The organism is [Zimmermannella] alba NBRC 15616 (assembly GCF_001570905.1).
GTDB lineage: Bacteria > Actinomycetota > Actinomycetes > Actinomycetales > Microbacteriaceae > Pseudoclavibacter > Pseudoclavibacter albus.
Window position 1 is genome coordinate 60,779 of the sequence record NZ_BCSO01000002.1, and the last position, 20,589, is coordinate 81,367.

The window sequence follows — 20,589 nt, forward strand, 5'->3', positions numbered from 1 at the left end:
TCGTCCTTGCTGTGTGCGGTCGTGCGCGCGGGCTGGCTGGGCTGCCGGGCCGGTGGCGCGGTCCTGGTGATTCTACTTTGCTGGCCCTGGGCGCCAGCCAGGCGCGCGGCCGAGCGTGATCGGGCGCACTGGATGCCTAGACGACGATGGGCGGCGCGGGCTCGGAAGTCCGGTCGACGTAGGTTCCGTTGTACGGGTTGAGGGGCCACCACGTGTGATCTTCATGGATGGCCTCGGCGAGCGGCTTCGCAAGGGTACGCCAGTAGCTCGCCGTCATGTGGTTGTCATCCATGTACACGCTGATGCCACCCTGCGAGGGGCTGCACAGATCCTTCGGGCAGATGAGGTTGCTGAGATCAACCCACGTTGCGCCCGCCTTCTCGACCTCGGCCACGTGCTGGTTGATCTTGCCGGAGAGGTTCGGCATGGCACAGGCAGCCTCATCCTGTGGATGCTCCTTCGCACAGGTGGCCATGTTCGTGCTGAAGCGGGGGCTGTCGCGGAGCGCAACGACCTCGGTCGTTGTCTTCGACTCGATCATCTTCACCCACTCAGCGAAGCCGGGGAGGAGGTCTTCCGTGCCGTCGGCGTGCGACTTTGTGCCAATGACGAGAACGAGGTCGGGTTGCTGCTCGAGGATGTACTTCGTGCCCGTCTCCCAGAGTTCCTGGCATCCATTCGCCGGGGAGTCGACCAGGTCGAAGCGGCATCCGGGCCACGCTTGCGTGCGCAACGCCCACGTGGGTTCACGACCCACCGCTTCGAGCAGTGCTGCGGAGGCGAGGATCGTGTGTGAGTTGCCGAGCGCATAGATGGTGCGCTCTGCCGGTTGTGAGGGATCGGCCTGGCCGAGGGAATTGCAGTAGTCACTCCGGTACGGATCGTTCGGAAGGCAGTGCGCACCGACAGAGCCCCAATCGGGCAGCGACTGCGCGGGAGCATCCTTCGGATTCGTGCCAATGGCGTTGGCGCCGACATGCGCCCAGACAGATTGCGGAAAGGTGCCGCGCGGACCCGGGTCGGGCTTGGCTGCACGTGGCACGTACTGTGCGGGCTCGCGAAGTCCCACCGACATTGCCCACGATGGTGACATCTGGGCGGCAATGAGGACGGCGCTCCACGCAATGAGCACACACACGAACCCAGCAATCACGAGGCGGCGCACGAGGACGAGGTCAATGGCTCGTGCAAGTGCAGCAGGGCCGTCGAGGACGGTTCGTTGCAGCGACTTCACCGCCGAGCGCGCACGGGACGATGGCGCTGCGTTTGAGCCTTGCGACGGCAGCAGCGCGGGGAGCGTCAGCGAGTTGGTGCTTGATTCACGGGTCGATGCATTGCGGCGATCGTGAGTAGACCACCCCATACTGCTCCATCCGTTTCCCCGTGCACTCAAGTCCCCAAGGGTAACGGGAGCACCTTGCGTGGTCGAGGTGAGCGGCTGTGAATACTTCGCAACGGATACGTGAGCGGTGTCTGAAGTCGAAGATTCCGTCGGGGGATGCAGGCGACTACCAGAGTCCCGTCACCATGAGCGTCGCGAGGATGACGCGATCGCGCGGCGTGCGCCGGAATTCGCCAGCCCGGCGGGCCAGTCGCAGCCGGTTGATGCCACGGACGTCCGAGAGGACTTCGTGCAGCCACTGCAGGCGGGGGAGCTCGGCGGGTGTCGCGACGTGGATGCACGATTCGACGACGATCTGCACGAGCTTTCGGTGCCAGCGGGATGCGGTGAGCTCGAGTCGCTTGGCGGCAGCCTTGAGCGTGCCGTTCGCGCCGATCGCGTTCTCACCGTGCTGACGGTAGGCGACGGTCGGCTCAGGATCGACGTACCAGGAGCATCCCGCCGCGCGCGCGAGCGCATAGAAGAGGAGATCGTGGCTCCAGGCCTTGCGGGCCGGGCTGTCTGGGTTCTGGAGCTGTTCGCGAATGAGCCGCATGAGGCGACGGCTCACGAGCATCGAACTGCCGGGGCCGGGCGTCTCGAACACATAGTCGGCCAGCCGCTGCGGAGTGTCCTTGCGAATGAGGCTTTCGTGGCCATGCTCGTCAAATGCGACAACGTTGGAGGACACACCATCCACGCCCTGGTCGCGCAGGATCGTGGCGTGCCGGGCGAGTTTGCCGGGCAGCCACACGTCGTCCTGGTCAGCGAATCCGATGAACTCCGCCCACTCGAGATCAGCCTCGTCGATGAGGCGATAGAAGTTGCCGGACGGCGAACCAAAGGTGCCTTGCGGGAGGACCGTGACGCGCGGGTCGCGTGCCGCAATGGTGTGGAGCAATTCCAACGTGCCGTCCCGTGACGCATCGTCGGAGGCGAGCACACGCAACTCGACGCCCTCCTGGTTGAGGATCGACTCGAGCTGCTGCTCGAGGTAGCGCTCCCCATTGTGCGTGGCAAGCAGCACACAGACGCGGGCGGGATTCGACATGGCGCGAGTCTACCGATCAGCCTTGGCAGTCCACGGGGAGCACACGCCCGTCCCGGCGGCTCCACAGCCTTGGGTGAGTTCTAGACGATGCCGGGCCACGCCTGTGCCGGAAACCACTGGATGCGTGGGGCGACGGCATCGCAGAGCTGCTGTGTGAGCGACTGGTAGAACTGGCGGGTGATGTGGTTGTCATCCATGTACGTGACCACACCGCCCATGCTGGGTCGGCACTGCCCATCAGGGCAGATTGCGGGAGTGAGATCGACCCATGTGCCTCCCGCCGCTTCGATCACGGCAACCTCCGCGGCATCAGCAGCCGGTGGGGCCGGGTTACTGCAGCGCTCGCTCGCGTAACCGTTGTCGCTCGCGCACAGGAAGGGGTCCTTGGCGAATCGAGGAACATCGCGAAGCACGAGCACCTCACTGCCGAGCGTGCCTTCGATGGTTTGGATCCACGACGGCAGGCCCTCGAAGAATGATTCGCCCTCGTCGGGCATGCCCTGGCGGGAACCGAGAACGACGATGAGATCAGGGGCAGCCTCACGGGCGTACTGACCCGCGGCTGCCCACGCCTTCTGACACGTTTCCTCTCTGCTGCCTTCTGGCATGTCATCGCTGTAGGCAAGATCCCAATTCGCGAGATTCATGTCGCAACCTGGGCCAACATAACTGCGTACGCGGAGGTTGTGTTCCGGGGCCTGCGCGAGCACATCGAACATGGCGGCGGCCTGGGCCATGTGTGAGTTTCCGACGAGCAGGACGTCCCGCAGCTCGCCCGTCGGCGCTTGAGGTTCTTGCTGCCAGCAGAACTTGGTCGACAACGTCAGGCCGAGGTCAGTGCAGTGCGTTCCCGCAACCGTCCACGCCATCTTCACGTCGTCGTGGGTGGGGATGAGCCGTTCGCCCGCATCGAGTCCGGGGTTCATAGCGCCGTATGTCCATGGCTCGGCAGCATTGACAAGGGGTGGCTCCAATGCGTCGAGGCGACTGTTGATACTCGCGAGCTGAGCCCCGCTCAGCTGCCGCATGCCGAGGACGGAGCCAAGCACGAGGGCGATTGCCACCGTGGCGACGAGGGCCGGCGTCGCCATTTGTTTAAGGAAGACGAAGCGGCGCGGACGTGGGTTCGCCGAGTGGCGGCTCCGCAACAGGTGCGCACGTGCACTGGTTCGCTTCGCGGCGTGCGCCACGACGGCAGCTGCGGGACGCTCGACAAGCCGTGCCACGAGCACCGCCAACACTGCCGAGATCGCGAGCACGATCGTGCCCAGCAGCGGCGTTGCCGCGCTCCGCCCCGTGAGCGATTCGGCAAGGACAAGCACCGGCCAATGCGTGAGATAGAGCGCGTAGGTGTAGCCGCCCGCGAGGCGGAGCCACGGATGCGCGAGGAAGGGGTTCACGGCGCTCGCATTGTCATCGCCGCGGTGCGAGTCAGCGGCAGCAATGATGAGCCCGGCCGAGACCACCGGCCAGAGTGCTGCCCAGCCGGGGAACGTGGAACTCACCGGCAGCACGATGCCGCAGAGGATGACGCCAGCGAGCCCGATCCAGCTCATCGCGATCCTGAGCATCCGCGGCAGCCGAAGCAGCGGCACGACGATGGCGAGGAGCGAACCTGCACCAAACTCCCACAGGCGCGCGGCGGAATCAAAGTACGCGTGCTGCTGATTTGCTGCCGTGAGCGTGATCGCATACGTGAACGAGGCGATCGTGACCGCGGCAAAGAGTGGCGTGAGGACCCACCGAACATCGCGCTTGATGAGTCGTGCGACGAGTTCGGCGGCCAGGTGCAGGATCGGCCAGAGTACGAACACCTGGCCCTGGATGGAGAGCGACCAGAACTGCTGATAGGGATCCACGCTGCCGACCTGGGCTGCGAAGTAATCAACCTGGTTCGCCTGCAGGAGGAAGTTCATCCAATACGTCGCGGAGGCGATGGCGCTCCAGAGACTGTCCAGGGCGTAGCGCGGACCGTCCACGAAGTACACGCCGAGGAGCGTGAGCACGATGACCGCGGCTGCCGCTGGAAGCAGGCGCGCAAACTTTGCGATGACCGTTCTGGCGGGGTTTGTGAGGGCTCCGCCGAGCGCCTTTGCCGTGTGGGACCGGGTGAGCAGGTACGCCGAGATGAGCAAGAAGATGTCAACGCCACCGGAGACACGATCGAACCAGACGTGGAAGCTCGCGACCAGAAGCAGCGCGACGGTTCGGAGCCCCTGCACCTCAGGAATGTAGGCGGGCTTGCGGTCCGACCCGGCGACGGAATCCGGCTCGCGCTCGCGGGACGAAGCGGTGGTGGTCACGTGTGAAGTCACCTCGTTCCGTCGTCGTCATCCATGCCGAACACTGCTGAGCCGCGGGGCATCTTGGCTACTGTCCAGGCCACGCTTCTCGCGGCCACCAGGGAATCTCGTCGCGCAGCGCTTCGGTGAGGCGCTTCGCGAGCGATCGCGAGAAAACACCGTGAGGTGGTTGCTGTCGTAGTACGTGACGAGCCCGCCATTGCTCGGACGGCACACATCGTGTCGGCAGATGACGTCGTTGAAGTCGACCCAGGTGCCGCCTGCAGCCTCGATTTCGTCAACGTACTCCTCAAGCTCGGGCTGGTCGACGGAGGTGGGCTTCACGCACTCCGGCGCCTCATAGCCGTAGGTTGAGGCGCACTCGAACATGTTCACGTCGAAGCGGGGAACGTCACGAAGCACGATCACCTCGCTCGTCGTGGTGTCTTCGACGGTCCGCACCCAATCGGCCAGATGGGGGTTGGATCCCGTGAACAGCTGGTCCGGCCCTTCCTCTGAAGAGAAGCTCCCCAGCACGACCACGAGGTCAGGCTGCGTCTGCTCGATGTACTGCGCAGATCCGGTGAACACGTCGTCGCAGGCCGAACCGCTGCCGGCCTCGAGGAAGGTGCAGCCGGGGTACGCCTGGGTCGTGACGAGCCAATTGGGCTGCTGCTCGGCAATCTCCATAAACATTGAGGAATAGGTCACCGAGTGCGAATTCCCGATGATGTAGATCTCACGGTCAGGGCGCTCGGTGTCACCCCAGGTGTTGCACAGACCGAGCGGCACAAAGCCTTGGATGGGGTCGGGGCACAGCGTGGAGGGGCCGGTGAACAGCTGCTCACTCATGATGAGGCGGCCGGGGATGGGGTCCTCGAAGAGTGCGTCATCCGGTGCCTGAGGACCCATCTCATACAGCGGTGCGTTCGCAACCGCCGCAAACTCGCCCTCGCGGAATGACTCGTAGTAGTTGTGTGAGCTGCCGATGGCGCCGAAACCGAGCGCGAGGCAGGCTGCGAGGGCAACGGTGCGGCGCCAACCGATCTGCGGGAGCCACGCGGGGAGTGCGGGCCGGTCGAGACGTGCGAGCCGCGCGACGGGCTTGTCGGCAACTTCCGTAATGACGATCGCAGCGACCGCCGAGATGACGAGCAGGAGTGCGCCTCGGAGTGCATCCGGTCGGTCAACGCCGGTGAGGGCGGCGTGCAGGATGAGTACCGGCCAGTGCGTGAGGTACAGGGCGTAGGTGTATCCGCCAATGCGCTGGAGGATGGGGTGCCCGAGAAGCCACGGTTGATCTTCGGCCGTGCGCGAGGGGGCATCCGCCGGCGCGATGACGAGGGCCGCCGAGATAATCGGCCAGAGCGTCGCAACACCAGGGAAGCTCGACTGCACCGGCAGCACGAACCCGCAGCTCACGGCGCCTGCGATGCCGAGCCAGATGAGCACGGTTGCGACGCGGCGAGGGATGCGCAGATACGGGACGATGAGCGCGAGGAGGGATCCTGCCGCGAACTCCCACAGGCGTGCGGGCGTCGAGAAGTACGCGTAGGGCTGGTTGAAATCGGTGAGGCGAAGGGCGTACAGGAACGAGCCCAGGAACGCGATACTGAAGCCTGCCATGAGGATCCAGCGCACCCGGATCTTCGTGATCCTGGACGCGACTTCGGCGAGCAGGTGCAGCACCGGCCAGAGGAGGAACACTTGCCCCTGAATCGCGAGCGACCAAAAGTGTTGGAACAAGCTCGCGTCGCTGCGGGACTGTGCGTAGTAGTCCACCTGCGCGCCCTGCAGCCAGAAGTTCATCGTGTAGGTGAGGGCCGCGAGGCCCTGCGCCATCATCGTGTTCCAGAAGCGCGAGTCGAGGATGAGGAAGCCCGCGAGCAGTGTGAGCGCGATCGTGAGGACGGCAGCCGGCAGGAGGCGCGTGAACTTCTTGAGGATAAAGGTGATCGGCCGTGTGAGCTTCCCGCGCTCGGCCTGGGTGGTGAGGCTTCGGGTCAGCAGGTAGGCCGAGATGAGCAGGAAGATGTCGACGCCACCCGACACACGCCCAATCCAGATGTGGAACGTCGCAACCAGCAACAGTGCGATGGTGCGAAGCCCCTGAATCTCGGGGACGAATCGCGTCGTCGCGACGGTTGGCGTCTCCTCCGCGGTGGTGTGATCTGCGTGCGGCGCTGCACCACCACGCAAGCTGGGGGAAAGCTGCATGCCTTCGACCATGCCACAGTATCGACCTGCCGCGTGGTATCCGCTCGCACGTTGCGGTGAATAGTGGTCGAAACGATGGCGGCGCGGTAGGCCTTGCTAGACGGCCCACACCTTGTCTGGCCACCAGCCAATGAGTGGCGCGAGCTGATCAGCCGTTTTTTGCGCGAGCGAGCGTGCGTAGGCATCCGTGAGGTGGCTGTAGTCAAAGTACGTCACGAGCCCGCCCTGAGCGGGGCGGCACATGTCGTCCGGGCAGACGACGTCCGTTAGGTCGACCCAGCTGCCGCCAGCGGCTTCAATGTCGAGCTGGTACTGCGTGAGCTCTGGCGACTCCTGGGAGCCGGAGCGGATGCAGTCGGGGTTATCCCAACCCTTCTGGGCACCGCATTCGAGCATGTCGTCGTTGAAACGGGGCACGTCGCGCATCGCAATGACCTGGGTGCCTTGGGCGGTGACACTCTTCACCCATGAGACCAGGTCTTCGCCGGGCACGTTGTGGAGGTAGTCGGGTGCTTCCTGCTGCCCCTGCGTGGCGACGACGAGGACCGCATCCGGTTTCTGCTCGCGGATGTAGCGGTCAGCGGTGGTCCAAAGATCCGCGCAGGCATTGCCTGTGTTGCCCGGGTCGACAAAGAGGCAGCCCGGCGCACCCTGTAGGCGCACGTGCCATGACTCACCGTTCGTGAGGTTGCGGGCCGTCTCCATGACGGTGCCGGAGTAGACGACCGCGTGTGAGCTGCCGACGATGAGGATGTCGCGGTCGGCGGTCGCCGCATCGCCTTCCTCGAAGCAGATGTCGCTCCAGTACGGGTCGTCCTGCGAGCACTTGTTCTGGGGTCCGGCACCCATCTGTTCGGTGGCGATGAGCTCGCCCGGGATGGGGCGGAAATTGGAAGCGTTCGCGGGGCCTTCGGCGCCCATGTGACGCACATCCACGTTCTTCGACTGCTCCGCTTCGACGACCTTCTCGTGCTCGTAGATCGTGCGCGAGCCGACCACCGAGGCCGCAGCGAGCAGCACGCAGACGGTGAGGACCGCGAGGGCGCGGAAGCCGAACTGGGGGACGAACAGCGGCCAGCGCTCACGTTCGCGCATGAGCTTGCGGTCGCGTGCCAAGAGCTTCGCCGCGGGCTTCTCCGAGATCCACGTGATGACGACTGCAGCGACCGTCGCGATACCGAGCAGCATCGTGCCCCGGAGGAATCCCGGGTGCGAGCTTGCCGTCGTGATCGACCAGATGATGAGCACCGGCCAGTGCGTGAGGTAGAGCGCGTAGCTGTATTCGCCAGCGGTCTGCAGCCAGGGGTGGCGAAGGAACGCGTTGCCACGGTAGTCGTCCGTGCGCGGAGCATCCGCGGCCACGAGGACGAGCGCGGCCGAGATCGTGGGCCAGAGCGTCGCCCAGCCAGGGAAGCTCGACTGCACCGGCAGCACGAACCCGCAGCTCACGGCGCCCGCGATACCGAGCCAGGTCATCGCGTGGCGGAGCCAGCCGGGGAGCTTGAGATACACGACGACGAGCGCGACGAGCGAACCGAGCGCGAACTCCCACAGACGTGCCGGTGTCGAGAAGTACGCGTAGGGCTGGTTAACGGCGGTGAGATTCAGCGCGTAGATGAAGGATGCGACAACGCCGATTGAGGAGCCCGCGATGAGGATCCACCGCACGCGGATCTTGGTCACCTTCGCGGCCGCCTCAGCTGCGAGGTGCAGGAACGGCCACAAGATGAAGACCTGCCCCTGGATCGCGAGCGACCAGAAGTGCTGGAAGATGCTCGCATCTGTACGGCCCTGCGCGTAGTAATCGACCTGCTGACCCTGCAGCCAGGAGTTCATGGTGTAGCTCGCAGCGGCAAAGGCCTGTTCGGCGAAGGACTCCCAGTGGCGCGGGCCAATGAGCAGGAAGCCAGACGCGAGCGTGAGGAGGATCGCCGTCACCGCAGCGGGGAGAAGGCGCGCAAACTTCCGCAGGATGAAGGTGATCGGCCGCGTGAACTTCCCTCGCTCCGCGTTCGTGGTGAGACTGCGGGTGAGGAGGTAGGCCGAGATGAGCAGGAAGATGTCGACGCCGCCGGAGACCCGGCCAAACCAAATGTGGAAGCTCGCCACCAAGAGGAGTGCGATCGTCCGGAGCCCCTGAATTTCGGGAACGAAACCAGCCCCGGAGCGTGCGTCAGCGGCGGTGCTGGGGGATGTCGACGGGGAGCTCGAAGGCGCAGACATAGGGCTCAATCCTCACCCGCGAGCCTGTGTGATGCAAGCTTAGGGAGGCTTATGAGGGCATCCTGGAATGCGCCTCGCCGCAGCAACACTGGGCTTCGATGCGGGCTCGCCGTCTAGACTCGCCCGCATGGAGATCCGCGAACTCAGCATTTCTGGCAGCTACGAGATCACGCCCAAGCAGTTCGGTGACGATCGAGGCGTCTTCCTCGAGTGGTACCGCTTCGACAAGCTCGCTGAGCTCGTCGGCCACCCGCTCGAACTCAAGCAGGCAAACACCTCCGTCTCGAAGAAGGGTGTCGTTCGCGGCATCCACTTCGCCGATGTGCCTCCGAGCCAGGCGAAGTACGTCACGTGCACGCGCGGTGCCGTCATCGACTTCGTCATCGACATCCGCGTCGGCTCGCCGACGTTCGGTCAGTGGGACAAGGTTCTGCTCGACACGACCGACCGCCGCGCCATCTACATCTCGGAGGGCCTCGGCCACTGCTTCGTCGCGCTTGAGGATGACTCGACCGTCTCGTACCTCTGCTCGGAGACGTACAACGCGCCGCGTGAGCACGGCATCAACCCGCTCTGCAAGGAAGTCGCCCTCGAGTTTCCCTTCCCGGAGTCGGAGCTCCTCCTCTCGCCGAAGGACACCGACGCTCCCGGCCTCTCGGAAGCAAAGGAGCAGGGTCTCCTCCCCACCCTCGAGGCATGGCAGGCATTCCAGAACGAACTCAACAACAAGGCAGGTCAGTAGCCAATGAAGGGCATCATCCTCGCCGGTGGATCCGGCACCCGTCTGTGGCCGATCACCAAGGGCATCTCGAAGCAGCTCATGCCCATCTACGACAAGCCGATGATCTACTACCCGCTGTCGACCCTCATGATGGCCGACATTCGGGAAGTGCTCATCATCACGACGCCCGAGTACAACTCGCAGTTCAAGGCGCTCCTCGGTGACGGCTCGCACCTCGGTATGGACATCCAGTACGCCGTGCAGCCCTCGCCGGACGGCCTCGCGCAGGCGTTCATCATTGGTGAAGAGTTCATCGGCAATGACGCGTGCGCGCTCGTGCTCGGCGACAACATCTTCCACGGCACGGGCCTTGGTTCGGCGCTTCGCGCATACGGCGAGGTCGACGGTGGCCTCATCTTCGCGTACCCGGTCTCGAACCCGGAGGCGTACGGTGTCGTCGAGTTTGACCAGAACATGAAGGCCATCTCGATTGAAGAGAAGCCTTCGCGTCCGAAGTCGAATTACGCCGTTCCGGGCCTCTACTTCTACGACAACAACGTCATCGAGATCGCGAAGGGCGTCAAGCCCTCGGCTCGTGGCGAGCTCGAAATCTCGAGCGTGAACTCGGCCTATCTCGAGGCGGGCAAGCTCCAGGTGCACGTGCTCGACCGTGGTACCGCATGGCTCGACACGGGCACGTTCGAGTCGATGATGCAGGCATCCGAGTACGTCAAGGTCATCGAAGACCGTCAGGGCTACAAGATCGGCTGCATCGAGGAGATCGCCTGGCGTGCGGGATGGATCTCGGACCAGGAGTTCGCGAACCTCGCCGCGCCGCTCGAGAAGTCCGGCTACGGCCGCCACATGAAGCGCGTGCTCGCTGAGCAGCGCCAGCAGCCGCACAAAAGCTAGCAACGGTTCACGTCACAGGCCCGGGGCATGAGCCTCGGGCCTGTGACATGCGTCTGTCCGCCTGCGGCCTCCCGCTGGCGCCCGCCGCCACCGCAAAACATGTGCCAAATGGTTGGTGCGGCGCCAAATGTGGCACCGCACCAACCATTTGGCACAGAAAACTTGCGCTCCGTGGGGCGCCGATTGGGGGTAGGGGCAGGAGGGGGAGCGCTACGCGAGGGGGTCGCGGTGCTTCGCGTCGGGGCGATCGGGGATCGTCTTCAGCGAGCCCGTGTCGAGACGGTCAGCCTGCGACTGGAAGAGGTCGCGGATGATGTCGATCGCACCGCGCGAGTAGGTGCGGTAGCGGCGCTTCAAACCCCAGCGCAGGACCGTCGGCCAGCGGCGGAAGCGCTGCTCGGGAAGCGTGAGACGGGCGCGTTCGTGTGACACCTTGCGGCCAATGAGGGCACGTTGATCTGTCGTTGCGCCGAGCGGGCCCGTGCGGTCGAGGAGCGCCTCAGCGCGCGCCACGCGGTTGAGCTGCGCGCGGTATCCCTTGGCGGTGGCGCGCTCGACCTTCTGGCGAAGCGACAGGCGGCCGCGACCGATGAGATTCCCGGAGTGGAGGCGGTAGTCAATGAGCGGCTCTCGGACGACGGCGATTTTGCCGGCGATGGCGGCAGCAATCGCGAGCCACTCGTCGTGAATCCACGGCGCGGGAGCAAGGCCCGCGCGACGCGCGAGCGCGGGGCGCAGCATGACGGTGGCACCCGTGACGATGTTTCGGCGGATGAGCTCGGTGAGCGGCTCCGGGCTCGCGTAGTCCTGCCACTCGCGCTCGGAAATCTCGAGCGTGCCAAAGATCGTGCCGCCGAGGGGCTGCCCGAGGTCGTCGATGACGCGAGCATCCGAGTGGACGAGTTCGAGGCGTGGGTTCTCCTTGAACACCTGCAGGAGGCGCTCGATTTTGCCGAGGTGCCAGCGGTCATCCTGATCGGCAAGCGCTGCAAACTCCGTGCGCACGCGCGTGATCGCGAAGTGGAAGTTTGCCGCGACGCGCAGCGGCTGCGGGCGTGAGTAGATGCGGTAGGGGAAGCCCGAGTCATCCAGAATGCTCTGCGCGATCTGGATGGTGCGGTCACGTGAGGCGTCGTCCGAAATGATGATCTCGGCGACCGGGGTCGTCTGGTCGAGAATCGACTGCAGCTGGTCGGCGAGGAATCGCTCACCGTTGTGGGTGCAGACCACGGCGGTCACAGCACGCTCGGGTGCCTCGCCATCAGCCCACGGAGTCGGACGAGATGCGACCAGTCGAGTGCCCGCGAGGCGGTCTCCGGACCCAAAGCGCTTCCCTGGCTGCGTCCTGCCCACGGCCCACCTCCCTCAATTTCAGGCTCACAGTGCTGGTGGTAGCTTGTCACGAAATCTCGATATGACGGTGACAGCGGCTGTGCGCCGCCCGAGAGGGAACCCCGTGCAACGACACCTCGTCTACTTCAGCTACGACCCCGACGTGCGAGTTGACGCGGCATCCAGGTACCTCCTCGATGCCCTGCGCGAGCACGTGCAACACCTGGCAATCGTCGTGAACGGAACTCTCGGCGAGGAATCGCACGCATGGGCTTCCGAGCGTGCGGATGTCGTCCTCGAACGCGAAAACGTGGGCTTCGACGTCGGCGCCTATCGATACGCAATTGATGCGCTGCGCGACACACATGCGGATGCAGACGAGCTCATCCTCGCGAACTTCACGAGCTTTGGGCCCGTCGGCGACCTCGGCGAAATCTTCGATCGTGCTGCGCTGACGGATGCTGATATCTGGGGTCTGACTGCGCACGGCCCGCTCATCCCGAATCCGTACACGCACCGCGGCGTCATGCCCGAGCACCTGCAGAGCCACTTCCTCGCGGTGCGCCGTCCAGTGCTCGAATCGGCAGCCTGGCGCGAGTACTGGCAGACGATGCCCGAGATCACGAGCTACAGCGACTCCATTCAGCTGCATGAGGCGCGCTTCACGCCGTGGATGCGAGCCCGCGGCTTCAGCGTCGCCGCGCTCTGGGAGCGGCCCCTTCGGGCAGGAGAGCAGGCATCGGCAGCGAATGCCACGATCGAGCGGCCACTCGAGCTCCTCGAAGCTGGCTATCCGCTCGTGAAGCGACGCCTCGCCTGGCATGAGCCGTTGGAACTCGATCACCGGGGGAGCTTCGTCGCTGAAACCTTCGCGGCGATGGCTGAGCGCGGCTACCCGATGGAGCTCGTGCTCGATGCTGTCCGCAGCGCATCGCCGCGTGCAGTCGCCACAAACCTCGGATGGCAGCTCGCGACCGACCAGACGCCGGGTGAGGTGCTCGAGGCGACCCCGTGGGCTGGCATCGTGTATCCGGCAGACCTCCACCCCGGGCGCGACCTCCGTGGCGAAGCCGAGGACGCTGCGGCGACGGCGCGAGCTGCCGCCGAGTTCCTGGGCCCTCTCGACACACTCACCCTCGACACGAACCCGCTTCGTCCGCATCCCCACACGCTTGCCGTGCGGCCGGAGCTCATGGCGGAACTCGACGCGCACCTCGAGCGTGCCGGCGGCCTCGACCACATGGCGACGACGCTTGGATGGAGCGCAACACGCTGTGAGGAAGCGCTCGCGCTCCTGCTCCCGCCGCTCGCCCTGCGCCGCGGCCTTGCGACGCTTGAGGTTGCGCCGGCAGCCGCCTGGGCTCACGCGGCCCAGCGCGCCGTCACACGGGAGCAGGCCCTCAGAGACGCACTGCCCCACGGTATCCGGATGCCGTTCGCTGAGGCTCGGGCTCGCGCTCGCGGTGTGCTCGCACCGCAGCGCGCCACGGTAACGCTCGAGCGGACGGCCCCCGAGCTCGCACGACGGGCGAAAGCGCTCATCCAGAGCATCCGCACACCGCGATAACCCCTCGCGCGGCACGCGGCATCCCAACAGCTCTCTCCCGCGGCTGGCCGGTAGCGTCGAGCTAACGAAGGAGGGCGCATGAGCGACGACACTCTCAACCTCAGCGGAGAACCCCAGGCCGACCCGATCGAGCAGGAAGCCGAACGCCGAGGCATGGCCAAGGGCATCGCGATCGTGCTGGCGGTGCTCGCTGTCCTCGCCCTCGTGGCGCTGTGGCTGTTTAACTGGGGGCCGCTCAAGCCCCAGCCGGCTGCCGACAACACGGTGCCGGTGACGACGCTGCCGAATGACGGCTCGCTCGCGCCGGAGCTTGACTCGACGAAGACGCCCGAGGCTGCACCGACGAACCCGGATTACACGCCGGAGGCCGGGGCGAGCGACGCACCCGCCACGAACGCCCCCTCGAACGGCGCGAAGCCGAGCGGGGAAGTGACGGTCGCGCTCTCGCGTTGGAACTGGATCGCCGCGAAGCAGGCCATCTCGGTCGCCGGCTTCCTCCCCGGTGTCGTGGAAAACGGCGGCACGTGCACGCTCGAAGCCACGAACGGCTCCACCACCGTGAGCAACAGCCAGGCCGCGACGACGGACGCTCACCAGACCGTGTGCGCCATGAACCTCGTCGACCCCAAGCTGACCCCCGGCCAGTGGACCGTCACGATGAGCTACGAAGGGCCGTCCGGATCGGGCACGTCCGAGCCCGCACAGGTCACCATCAACTAAGTCCCTTGAGGCGCATCTGCAGCAAGCCTTGAGCGCCCGGGAAGTACGCTAGATCGGCCGCGGAGCGAGAGCCTGCGGCACTCGTCCAATCGACTCACGAGGAGCATCATGTCGCCGCGCGTCACCGTCGCCACCCGGACGAAGAACCGTCCGATCTTGCTTGCACGGGCACTCGAATCGGTGGCGAATCAGCGCTTCGGCGACTACGAACTCGTCATCGTGAACGATGCGGGCGAGCTCGCTCCTGTCGAGCGCCTCGCGAAGGAGAAGCTCGACCCCGCCGGTATCAACTACCGCATCGTCGACAACCCCGAGTCGCGCGGCCGCGAAGCAGCCATGAACATCGGCTTCGAAGGGTCCACGGCGGACTACCTCATCCTCCACGATGACGACGACAGCTGGCACCCTGACTTTCTCGAGAAGACGGTCGCGTACCTCGACGAGCACCCGGAAGCGGGTGGCGTCGGTACGCGCACTGCGGTCATCTTCGAGTCCATCCACGGCGAGGAGGTGCGCGAGCACTCGCGCCAGATCCTCGCGGAGGATCTCCACGAGGTGACACTGCGTGACATACTCCGCGCCAACTACGTCCCGCCGATCGCCCTGCTGTTCCGTCGTGACGTGTACGAAGAGATCGGTCCCTTCGACGGTGCCCTTCCCGTGCTCGCCGACTGGGAGTTCACGATTCGCCTCCTCGCCGCACAGCCGGTGGGCTTCATCGACGGCGAGCCGCTTGCGTTTTGGCACCACCGCCGCGGAGCAACGGGCGACCTGGGCAACTCGGTGGTCGTCGCGGCGAACGACCACGCAAGCTACAACGAACGCATCCGCGACGAGAAGCTCCGCGACTACCTGAAGGGTGGCAGCCCCGCTGGCGAGATCCTTTACCTCGCCGACCAGTTCCGCCGTCTCGAAGAGCTCGTCCTCGCGGTTGGTGCAGAAGGCTCCGGCGAGGCAGCCGAGCGTCGTCTCAAGGAATCCAAGAATCTTGACTCGACGCGCACCGAGCTCGAAATTGCGATTGGACGCCTTGAGGGGCGCCAGATCGAGACGCAGCTTGCACTCGCTCGCATCGAGCAGATCATTCGTGCCGGTGGGCCACTCCAGCGCAACATCGTCGACGGTGTCCGTGCCCTCTCCAGCAACGCCCGCCCTGTCCTCGCACGCGCCACGACGCGCGCCGGTGCCTTGGGCAAGAAGCTGCGTGGTCGAGTAGCTGCCGCGGCCGCGTCGACCGTCCAGACGCAGGCGCCGGCTGGTGAGCATCCGATGGACGAGTTCGCTGCACCTGATGCGGTCTCGCCGGCATCCACCGTCGGCAAGGTTGAGCGCGTGGCGCAGCCGGAGTACGCGCGCATCACGCGCGGCGACGCACGGATGCCGAAGGACGGCCGCCGCGCCATCATCTACTTCGTGTACGACCCGGCGGGGGAGATTGACGACTACGTCGAGTACAAGCTGACGGATCTGCGCAAGCACGCTGACTACCTCCTCGCCGTCTCCAACGGTCCGCTCTCTGCACACGGTCGGACGCGACTCGAGGGCCTCGTCGATGAGGTGTTCGAACGCGAAAACAAGGGCTTCGACGTGTGGGCCTACAAGGAGGCCCAGGAACATATCGGCTGGGACCGCCTCGCCGAGTTCGATGAGCTCATCCTCATGAACTACACCTTCTTCGGCCCCATTTACCCCTTCCAGGAAGTCTTCGACCGGATGGATCCGAGCGATGTGGACTTCTGGGGCCTCACCGAGCACGGCTACGTCGATGAGCACGAGTTCGGTGACAGAGGGGGCGCTATGCCGCCGCACATCCAGTCCCACTGGATCGCCGTCCGTGGCCCGATGTTGCGCTCGCCCGAGTACCGCGAGTACTGGGACACGATGCCGATGATCGAGTCCTACAAGGACTCGATCCGCCGCCACGAATCGCGCTTCACCCGCCACTTCAACGAGCGTGGCTTCGCGCACCTCGTCGCCTGGCCTGAGCGCGACTACCCGTCGAAGCACCCGATCTTTGACGACATCGTGCAGATGCTCGACGACCGCTTGCCGATCGTGAAGCGTCGCCTGTTCTTCCACGACCCGCTGTACCTCGAGAAGAACGTCATCATCGGACGGGATGTTCTCGAGCGCATCGAGCGCGCTGGCTACCCGCTTGAGCACATTTGGCACAACATCGTGCGTTCCTCGAAGCCGCGCGCCCTCGTGACGAACATGAACCAGCTCGACATCCTCCCGCACGAGCCGTTCCCCGCGGCGAGCGGCAAGGCACTCGATGCGGGGAACATGCCGTCGATCGCGGTCGTCATGCACCTCTACTACGACGACATGCTCGATGAGATGCTCGACCGCGTCGACCTCGTGCCTGGCACGCCGCGACTGGTCATCACGACGAGCGACGAGGAACGTGCCGAACGCATCCGTGCAGGCCTCGCTCGTCGCGGTTGGGAACAGGGTGAGGTGCGCGTCGTCGAGTCGAACCGCGGCCGTGACATCTCCGCCTTCTACCTTGCCTGCGCAGACGTGCTGCGCGATGAGTCGATCGACATCATTGTGAAGATCCACGGCAAGAAGTCGGCACAGGACGGCTACAACGCCGCGCAGTGGTTCAAGCGCCACCTGCTCGACAACCTTCTGCCCTCGGCCGGCTACACCGAGAACCTCATCGCCATGTTCCAGCGCGACGAAACCCTCGGCCTCATCTTCCCGCCGGTGGTCAACCTTGGCTACCCGACGCTCGGCCACGGCTGGTTCACGAACCTCAACCCGGCGAAGGAACTCGCGAAGAAGCTCGGCGTCAAGGTCCCACTCGACGACGCGACGCCGCTCGCCCCGCTCGGCAGCATGTTCATCGCGCGCCGCGAAGCGCTCGACATCCTCGTGAATGCTGGCTTCACGTGGACCGACTTCCCGGATGAGGGCGGTTACCACGACGGCACGCTTGCCCACGTCGTGGAGCGCTTTGTCGCCTACGCCGCGGCCGAACGCGGCTTCCGCACGGCCACGGTCATGTCACCCGAGATGGCGGCCATCAGCCACGGCTTCCTCGAGTATCGCCTGCAGGCAGTCACGCACGTACTGCCCGGCACGACGACCGACGAGATCATCCACAGGGCTCAGAACCCGGGCGTTGGCTCACTCGCGCTCATGGGCATGAGGTGGGTGAACCGCAAGTTCCCGGCTGTCGGCAAGGTCATGTGGCCGGCCTACCGTGGTGCGGTCATCGGTGCAAAGGGGGCCCGCAAGGCCATCCGTCGCGCACGATAGCTGCTGCAAAGCGCTTCGGTCGGTCGCGAGAGCGACGCCGAAGGCGACGCATCCCGCGTAGGATGAGCGATCGCGAACCTTCGTCGCTCTCATAGGAAGACCGAACGACTCCATGCCGTTGACCCTCGACCAAGCCTTTAACCCGCGCGCAAACAGCATCGGGTTCCTGCGGTGGTTGATGGCGTTCGCCGTGATCTTCTCGCACTCCGGTCCGCTCGCCGGCTTTTACGGCGGCGAAGATCTTGGTGCGGGCATCTCCGGCGAGCAATCCCTCGGCGGTGTCGCCGTGGCTGGATTCTTCTTCTTCTCCGGCTTTCTCATCACGAAGTCGCGTATGGGCAAGTCGACGATCTTCCGCTATTTCTGGCGTCGTATTCTGCGTATTTTCCCCGCATTTTGGACGGCGCTCCTGGTGACGGCGTTCGTCCTCGCGCCGATCGCCTGGAACCACCAGCATGGCACCATGGACGGCTACTGGAATGCGGAGCAGGAATCACCGCTCACGTATTTCCTTAACAACATGTTCCTGGAGCTCAACCAGCGGAATATCGCGTCGATGGGGGATACGCTGCCCTTCGCAGCACATGGCGGCCACGACTGGAATGGTTCGGCCTGGACCCTCGAATACGAGTTCAAGGCGTACATCATTGTTGGTCTCCTCGGGCTGTTTGGCGTCCTCGCCAACCGTTGGATCGCGGGTTTCGTGGCCGTTTCGCTCATCACGGTGAACGCGCTGCAGTGGGGCGGCGCCATGAACGTCGGCACGGGCGTCTACGAACTCTTCGGCAACCCGTACAACGCGATGTTCTTTGCGCCCTTCGCCTTCGGCATGCTCTTTGCGCTCTTTGGCGACAAGATCCCGATCGATGACCGCATCATGTGCTTTGGCGTTGTGCTCGCCATCCTCGCCTATGTGAATGGCGGCTGGAACGTATGGGGACAGTATGCGTTCCTCTACGTCCTCATGTGGATTGCCGTGCGTGCGACCGCACTCAATAACTGGGAAAAGTACGGCGACTTCTCGTACGGCATTTACATTTTCGCCTGGCCGGTGATGACCTTCTCCGCCTTCTTTGGCCTGCACGAGACGGGATGGTTCGTGTACCACCTCGTCATCATCGTGGTGACGCACATCCTCGCGTTCTGCAGCTGGCACCTCATCGAAAAGCCCGCCATGAGTCTCAAGAATTGGACGCCGAAATGGCTCGCAAAGATCCTGGAATGGGGGACTCCGGCGGTGGATTCCGTGAAACGGCGACTCGTGAACCCGGACTTCTCATCCTCGAATTTCGCGAAGCGCCTGCGACTCGAGCGTGAGGACGCGGAGGTGCAGGCATGAACGGCCCGTGGAAGCAGACAGACGACGCAGAACAGGGGAACACGCCCGATCACGCTGAAGCGGTGACCCCCGGTGCCGCCGCACCGGAAGCGGTGGGAGTTTCGGGAACGACCGATGCGGAGGAAGCTGTGTGTGGCTCCGCAACGTCATCCCCGGCCCCAATGAGCCGCCGTGAACGTCGCCGCTCCGAGGGGCACCACCGCCCGGGCGATCCAGAGCTTGAACCGCAGCGCAGCCGCTCCACATACCAGTCCACGGGCGCCGTCCCTCGTCTGCCGCAGCCGACGCCGGGGGAAAACGCCGAGCGCGAGGCAGCGTATGCCGTTCCTGAGCCTCCCCGCATGGACGTCGGGGGCGGCCTTCGTGAAGCGCCGGGTGAGCTCCATGTCCACGGGCCTCTGCGCCGCTTCTGGGAACGGATCAAGCTTGTACCGCTCATCATCCTCGTCCTCTGCGTGATCGCCGCGGTCGTTGCCGGCATCATGCGGCAGGGAGACCTCAATGCTGCGCTCTCCGGGCGACAGGCCGCTGTGCCGCCAATCGCGCCGGGCGCCGTCGCAAGCGCTGAGGCATACCCGAGCTTTGCCGAGTGCCAGCCCGCTCCGGAACCAATTCCTGCTGAGCAGCCCTGGCAGGGCGCCGCCTTTGCTGAATCGGAGGCCATCTTCACCGAGAACAACGTCTCCGGCGGCGAGCGCGTCATCGAAGGCCAGGACGGCTGGGTGTTCTGGAGCGACTACCAGTGGAAAAACTTCTCGCAGGCGCTTGGACGTCGCACCCTGAGCCAGGAGGAAATGGACGCCTGGTACACCCACTACAAGGGCATCGCGGATGAGCTCGAAGCAGAAGGCATCCCCATCGTCATCCTCATCGCTCCCGGCAAGTGGGACGTCTACCGCGACAAGCTGCCGACCTGGACGAAGGACATCCAGGGTTCGACGACCTTCGACTACCTCCGTGCGGCACACCCCGACCTGCCGATCATTGATGTTCGCGACGGCGTTCGTGCAGCGCGTGATAAGGCCGACACCTACGAGCCGCTCAACTCGCACTGGACGAACTACGGCGGATGGGCGGCGTGGAAGACGGCCGCACCGTGCATCCAGTCACTCGGCGAAGGCTTCCGGCACGTCGAGGCGCCTGCCATTACCTCGGTGAAGAACGAGATGAGCAATAGCGAGTTCGCTCAGGACGGCTACTCGGAGGCCCCGAAGGATGCCACGACGCCGGTGTGGGCCGAGAAGCCCTCGCCCATGACCGTCATCGGCAAGGACGGGCAGGAAAAGCAGACGACGAGCGACTACCCGGCCGACATGCTCGAGGCGCCGCTCACGACGCACACCGAGCACGCGCAGACCGACCTCACCGCGCTCATCTACCGCGACTCCTTCGGGACGGCGCTCGCGCCGAGCTGGCAAGCGTCGTTTGCCACCACCCTCCAGCGCTCACACGGCATCAGCTCGGACGGTTCGACGCCGGACATCGTGGCGGAGGCGAAGCAGCACAAGCCCGACATCGTCATCCTCGAGTTCACCGAGCGCTATCTGCACTTCGTGCCCGGGCAGCCCGCGCAGTAG

The 20,589-nt window shown here is 65.0% G+C and carries 13 protein-coding genes; 7 read left to right on the plus strand and 6 right to left on the minus strand.

The window, feature by feature from the left end:
* Nucleotides 1–136 precede the first annotated feature (136 nt).
* From ZAL01S_RS02960 to ZAL01S_RS02980, 5 genes are all read right to left on the minus strand, one after another.
* Nucleotides 137–1,363, minus strand: coding sequence for an SGNH hydrolase domain-containing protein (locus ZAL01S_RS02960; protein WP_066079510.1), 1,227 nt, complete (start codon nt 1,361–1,363; stop codon nt 137–139).
* Nucleotides 1,364–1,508: 145 nt separating this feature from the next.
* Nucleotides 1,509–2,432: a glycosyltransferase gene (locus ZAL01S_RS02965; RefSeq protein WP_066079513.1), complete on the minus strand. Its 924-nt coding sequence runs from the start codon at nt 2,430–2,432 to the stop codon at nt 1,509–1,511.
* Nucleotides 2,433–2,512: 80 nt separating this feature from the next.
* Complete coding sequence (locus ZAL01S_RS02970; RefSeq protein ID WP_066079516.1) at nt 2,513–4,735, minus strand: acyltransferase family protein; 2,223 nt, start codon at nt 4,733–4,735, stop codon at nt 2,513–2,515.
* 27 nt (nt 4,736–4,762) lie between these two features.
* A complete protein-coding gene (locus ZAL01S_RS02975; RefSeq protein ID WP_159421555.1) occupies nt 4,763–6,931 on the minus strand; it encodes an acyltransferase family protein in 2,169 nt (722 codons plus the stop codon).
* 96 nt (nt 6,932–7,027) lie between these two features.
* Complete coding sequence (locus ZAL01S_RS02980) at nt 7,028–9,154, minus strand: acyltransferase family protein (RefSeq protein WP_066079521.1); 2,127 nt, start codon at nt 9,152–9,154, stop codon at nt 7,028–7,030.
* A gap of 127 nt (nt 9,155–9,281) precedes the next feature.
* Here ZAL01S_RS02980 and ZAL01S_RS02985 point away from each other — a divergent pair, with 127 nt between their 5' ends.
* Together ZAL01S_RS02985 and rfbA are read left to right on the plus strand one after the other, a co-directional pair.
* Nucleotides 9,282–9,896 carry a dTDP-4-dehydrorhamnose 3,5-epimerase family protein gene (locus tag ZAL01S_RS02985; RefSeq protein WP_066079524.1) on the plus strand — a complete coding sequence of 205 codons (615 nt, stop codon included), beginning with the start codon at nt 9,282–9,284 and terminating at the stop codon, nt 9,894–9,896.
* A 3-nt stretch (nt 9,897–9,899) separates the two neighbouring features.
* Nucleotides 9,900–10,787, plus strand: a complete 888-nt coding sequence (rfbA, locus tag ZAL01S_RS02990; protein WP_066079527.1) for a glucose-1-phosphate thymidylyltransferase RfbA — start codon at nt 9,900–9,902, stop codon at nt 10,785–10,787.
* Between the two features lie 210 nt (nt 10,788–10,997).
* On the opposite strand, the gene ZAL01S_RS02995 is transcribed toward rfbA, so the two are convergent.
* Nucleotides 10,998–12,140 carry a glycosyltransferase gene (locus tag ZAL01S_RS02995; protein ID WP_083523008.1) on the minus strand — a complete coding sequence of 381 codons (1,143 nt, stop codon included), beginning with the start codon at nt 12,138–12,140 and terminating at the stop codon, nt 10,998–11,000.
* A 103-nt stretch (nt 12,141–12,243) separates the two neighbouring features.
* On the opposite strand from ZAL01S_RS02995, the gene ZAL01S_RS10225 reads away from it, so the two are divergent.
* The 5 genes from ZAL01S_RS10225 (at nt 12,244) to ZAL01S_RS03020 (ending at nt 20,589) form a co-directional block, all read left to right on the plus strand.
* Nucleotides 12,244–13,686: a rhamnan synthesis F family protein gene (locus ZAL01S_RS10225; RefSeq protein ID WP_159421556.1), complete on the plus strand. Its 1,443-nt coding sequence runs from the start codon at nt 12,244–12,246 to the stop codon at nt 13,684–13,686.
* A 78-nt stretch (nt 13,687–13,764) separates the two neighbouring features.
* Nucleotides 13,765–14,406, plus strand: coding sequence for a hypothetical protein (locus ZAL01S_RS03005; RefSeq protein ID WP_066079536.1), 642 nt, complete (start codon nt 13,765–13,767; stop codon nt 14,404–14,406).
* Nucleotides 14,407–14,514: 108 nt separating this feature from the next.
* Complete coding sequence (locus ZAL01S_RS03010; protein WP_066079539.1) at nt 14,515–17,673, plus strand: rhamnan synthesis F family protein; 3,159 nt, start codon at nt 14,515–14,517, stop codon at nt 17,671–17,673.
* A gap of 112 nt (nt 17,674–17,785) precedes the next feature.
* Complete coding sequence (locus ZAL01S_RS03015; RefSeq protein ID WP_066079543.1) at nt 17,786–19,012, plus strand: acyltransferase family protein; 1,227 nt, start codon at nt 17,786–17,788, stop codon at nt 19,010–19,012.
* Nucleotides 19,009–20,589 carry an alginate O-acetyltransferase AlgX-related protein gene (locus ZAL01S_RS03020; protein WP_066079546.1) on the plus strand — a complete coding sequence of 527 codons (1,581 nt, stop codon included), beginning with the start codon at nt 19,009–19,011 and terminating at the stop codon, nt 20,587–20,589. Before ZAL01S_RS03015 ends, ZAL01S_RS03020 begins: the two co-directional genes overlap by 4 nt.

What these genes read in the sequence shown, in the direction of transcription:
- ZAL01S_RS02960 (WP_066079510.1), bottom strand. Translation starts at nt 1,363, where the DNA reads ATGGGGTGGTCTACTCACGATCGCCGCAATGCATCGACCCGTGAATCA.
- ZAL01S_RS02965 (WP_066079513.1), bottom strand. Translation starts at nt 2,432, where the DNA reads ATGTCGAATCCCGCCCGCGTCTGTGTGCTGCTTGCCACGCACAATGGG.
- ZAL01S_RS02975 (WP_159421555.1), bottom strand. Translation starts at nt 6,931, where the DNA reads ATGCAGCTTTCCCCCAGCTTGCGTGGTGGTGCAGCGCCGCACGCAGAT.
- ZAL01S_RS02980 (WP_066079521.1), bottom strand. Translation starts at nt 9,154, where the DNA reads ATGTCTGCGCCTTCGAGCTCCCCGTCGACATCCCCCAGCACCGCCGCT.
- ZAL01S_RS02985 (WP_066079524.1), top strand. Translation starts at nt 9,282, where the DNA reads ATGGAGATCCGCGAACTCAGCATTTCTGGCAGCTACGAGATCACGCCC.
- rfbA (WP_066079527.1), top strand. Translation starts at nt 9,900, where the DNA reads ATGAAGGGCATCATCCTCGCCGGTGGATCCGGCACCCGTCTGTGGCCG.
- ZAL01S_RS03005 (WP_066079536.1), top strand. Translation starts at nt 13,765, where the DNA reads ATGAGCGACGACACTCTCAACCTCAGCGGAGAACCCCAGGCCGACCCG.
- ZAL01S_RS03010 (WP_066079539.1), top strand. Translation starts at nt 14,515, where the DNA reads ATGTCGCCGCGCGTCACCGTCGCCACCCGGACGAAGAACCGTCCGATC.
- ZAL01S_RS03015 (WP_066079543.1), top strand. Translation starts at nt 17,786, where the DNA reads ATGCCGTTGACCCTCGACCAAGCCTTTAACCCGCGCGCAAACAGCATC.
- ZAL01S_RS03020 (WP_066079546.1), top strand. Translation starts at nt 19,009, where the DNA reads ATGAACGGCCCGTGGAAGCAGACAGACGACGCAGAACAGGGGAACACG.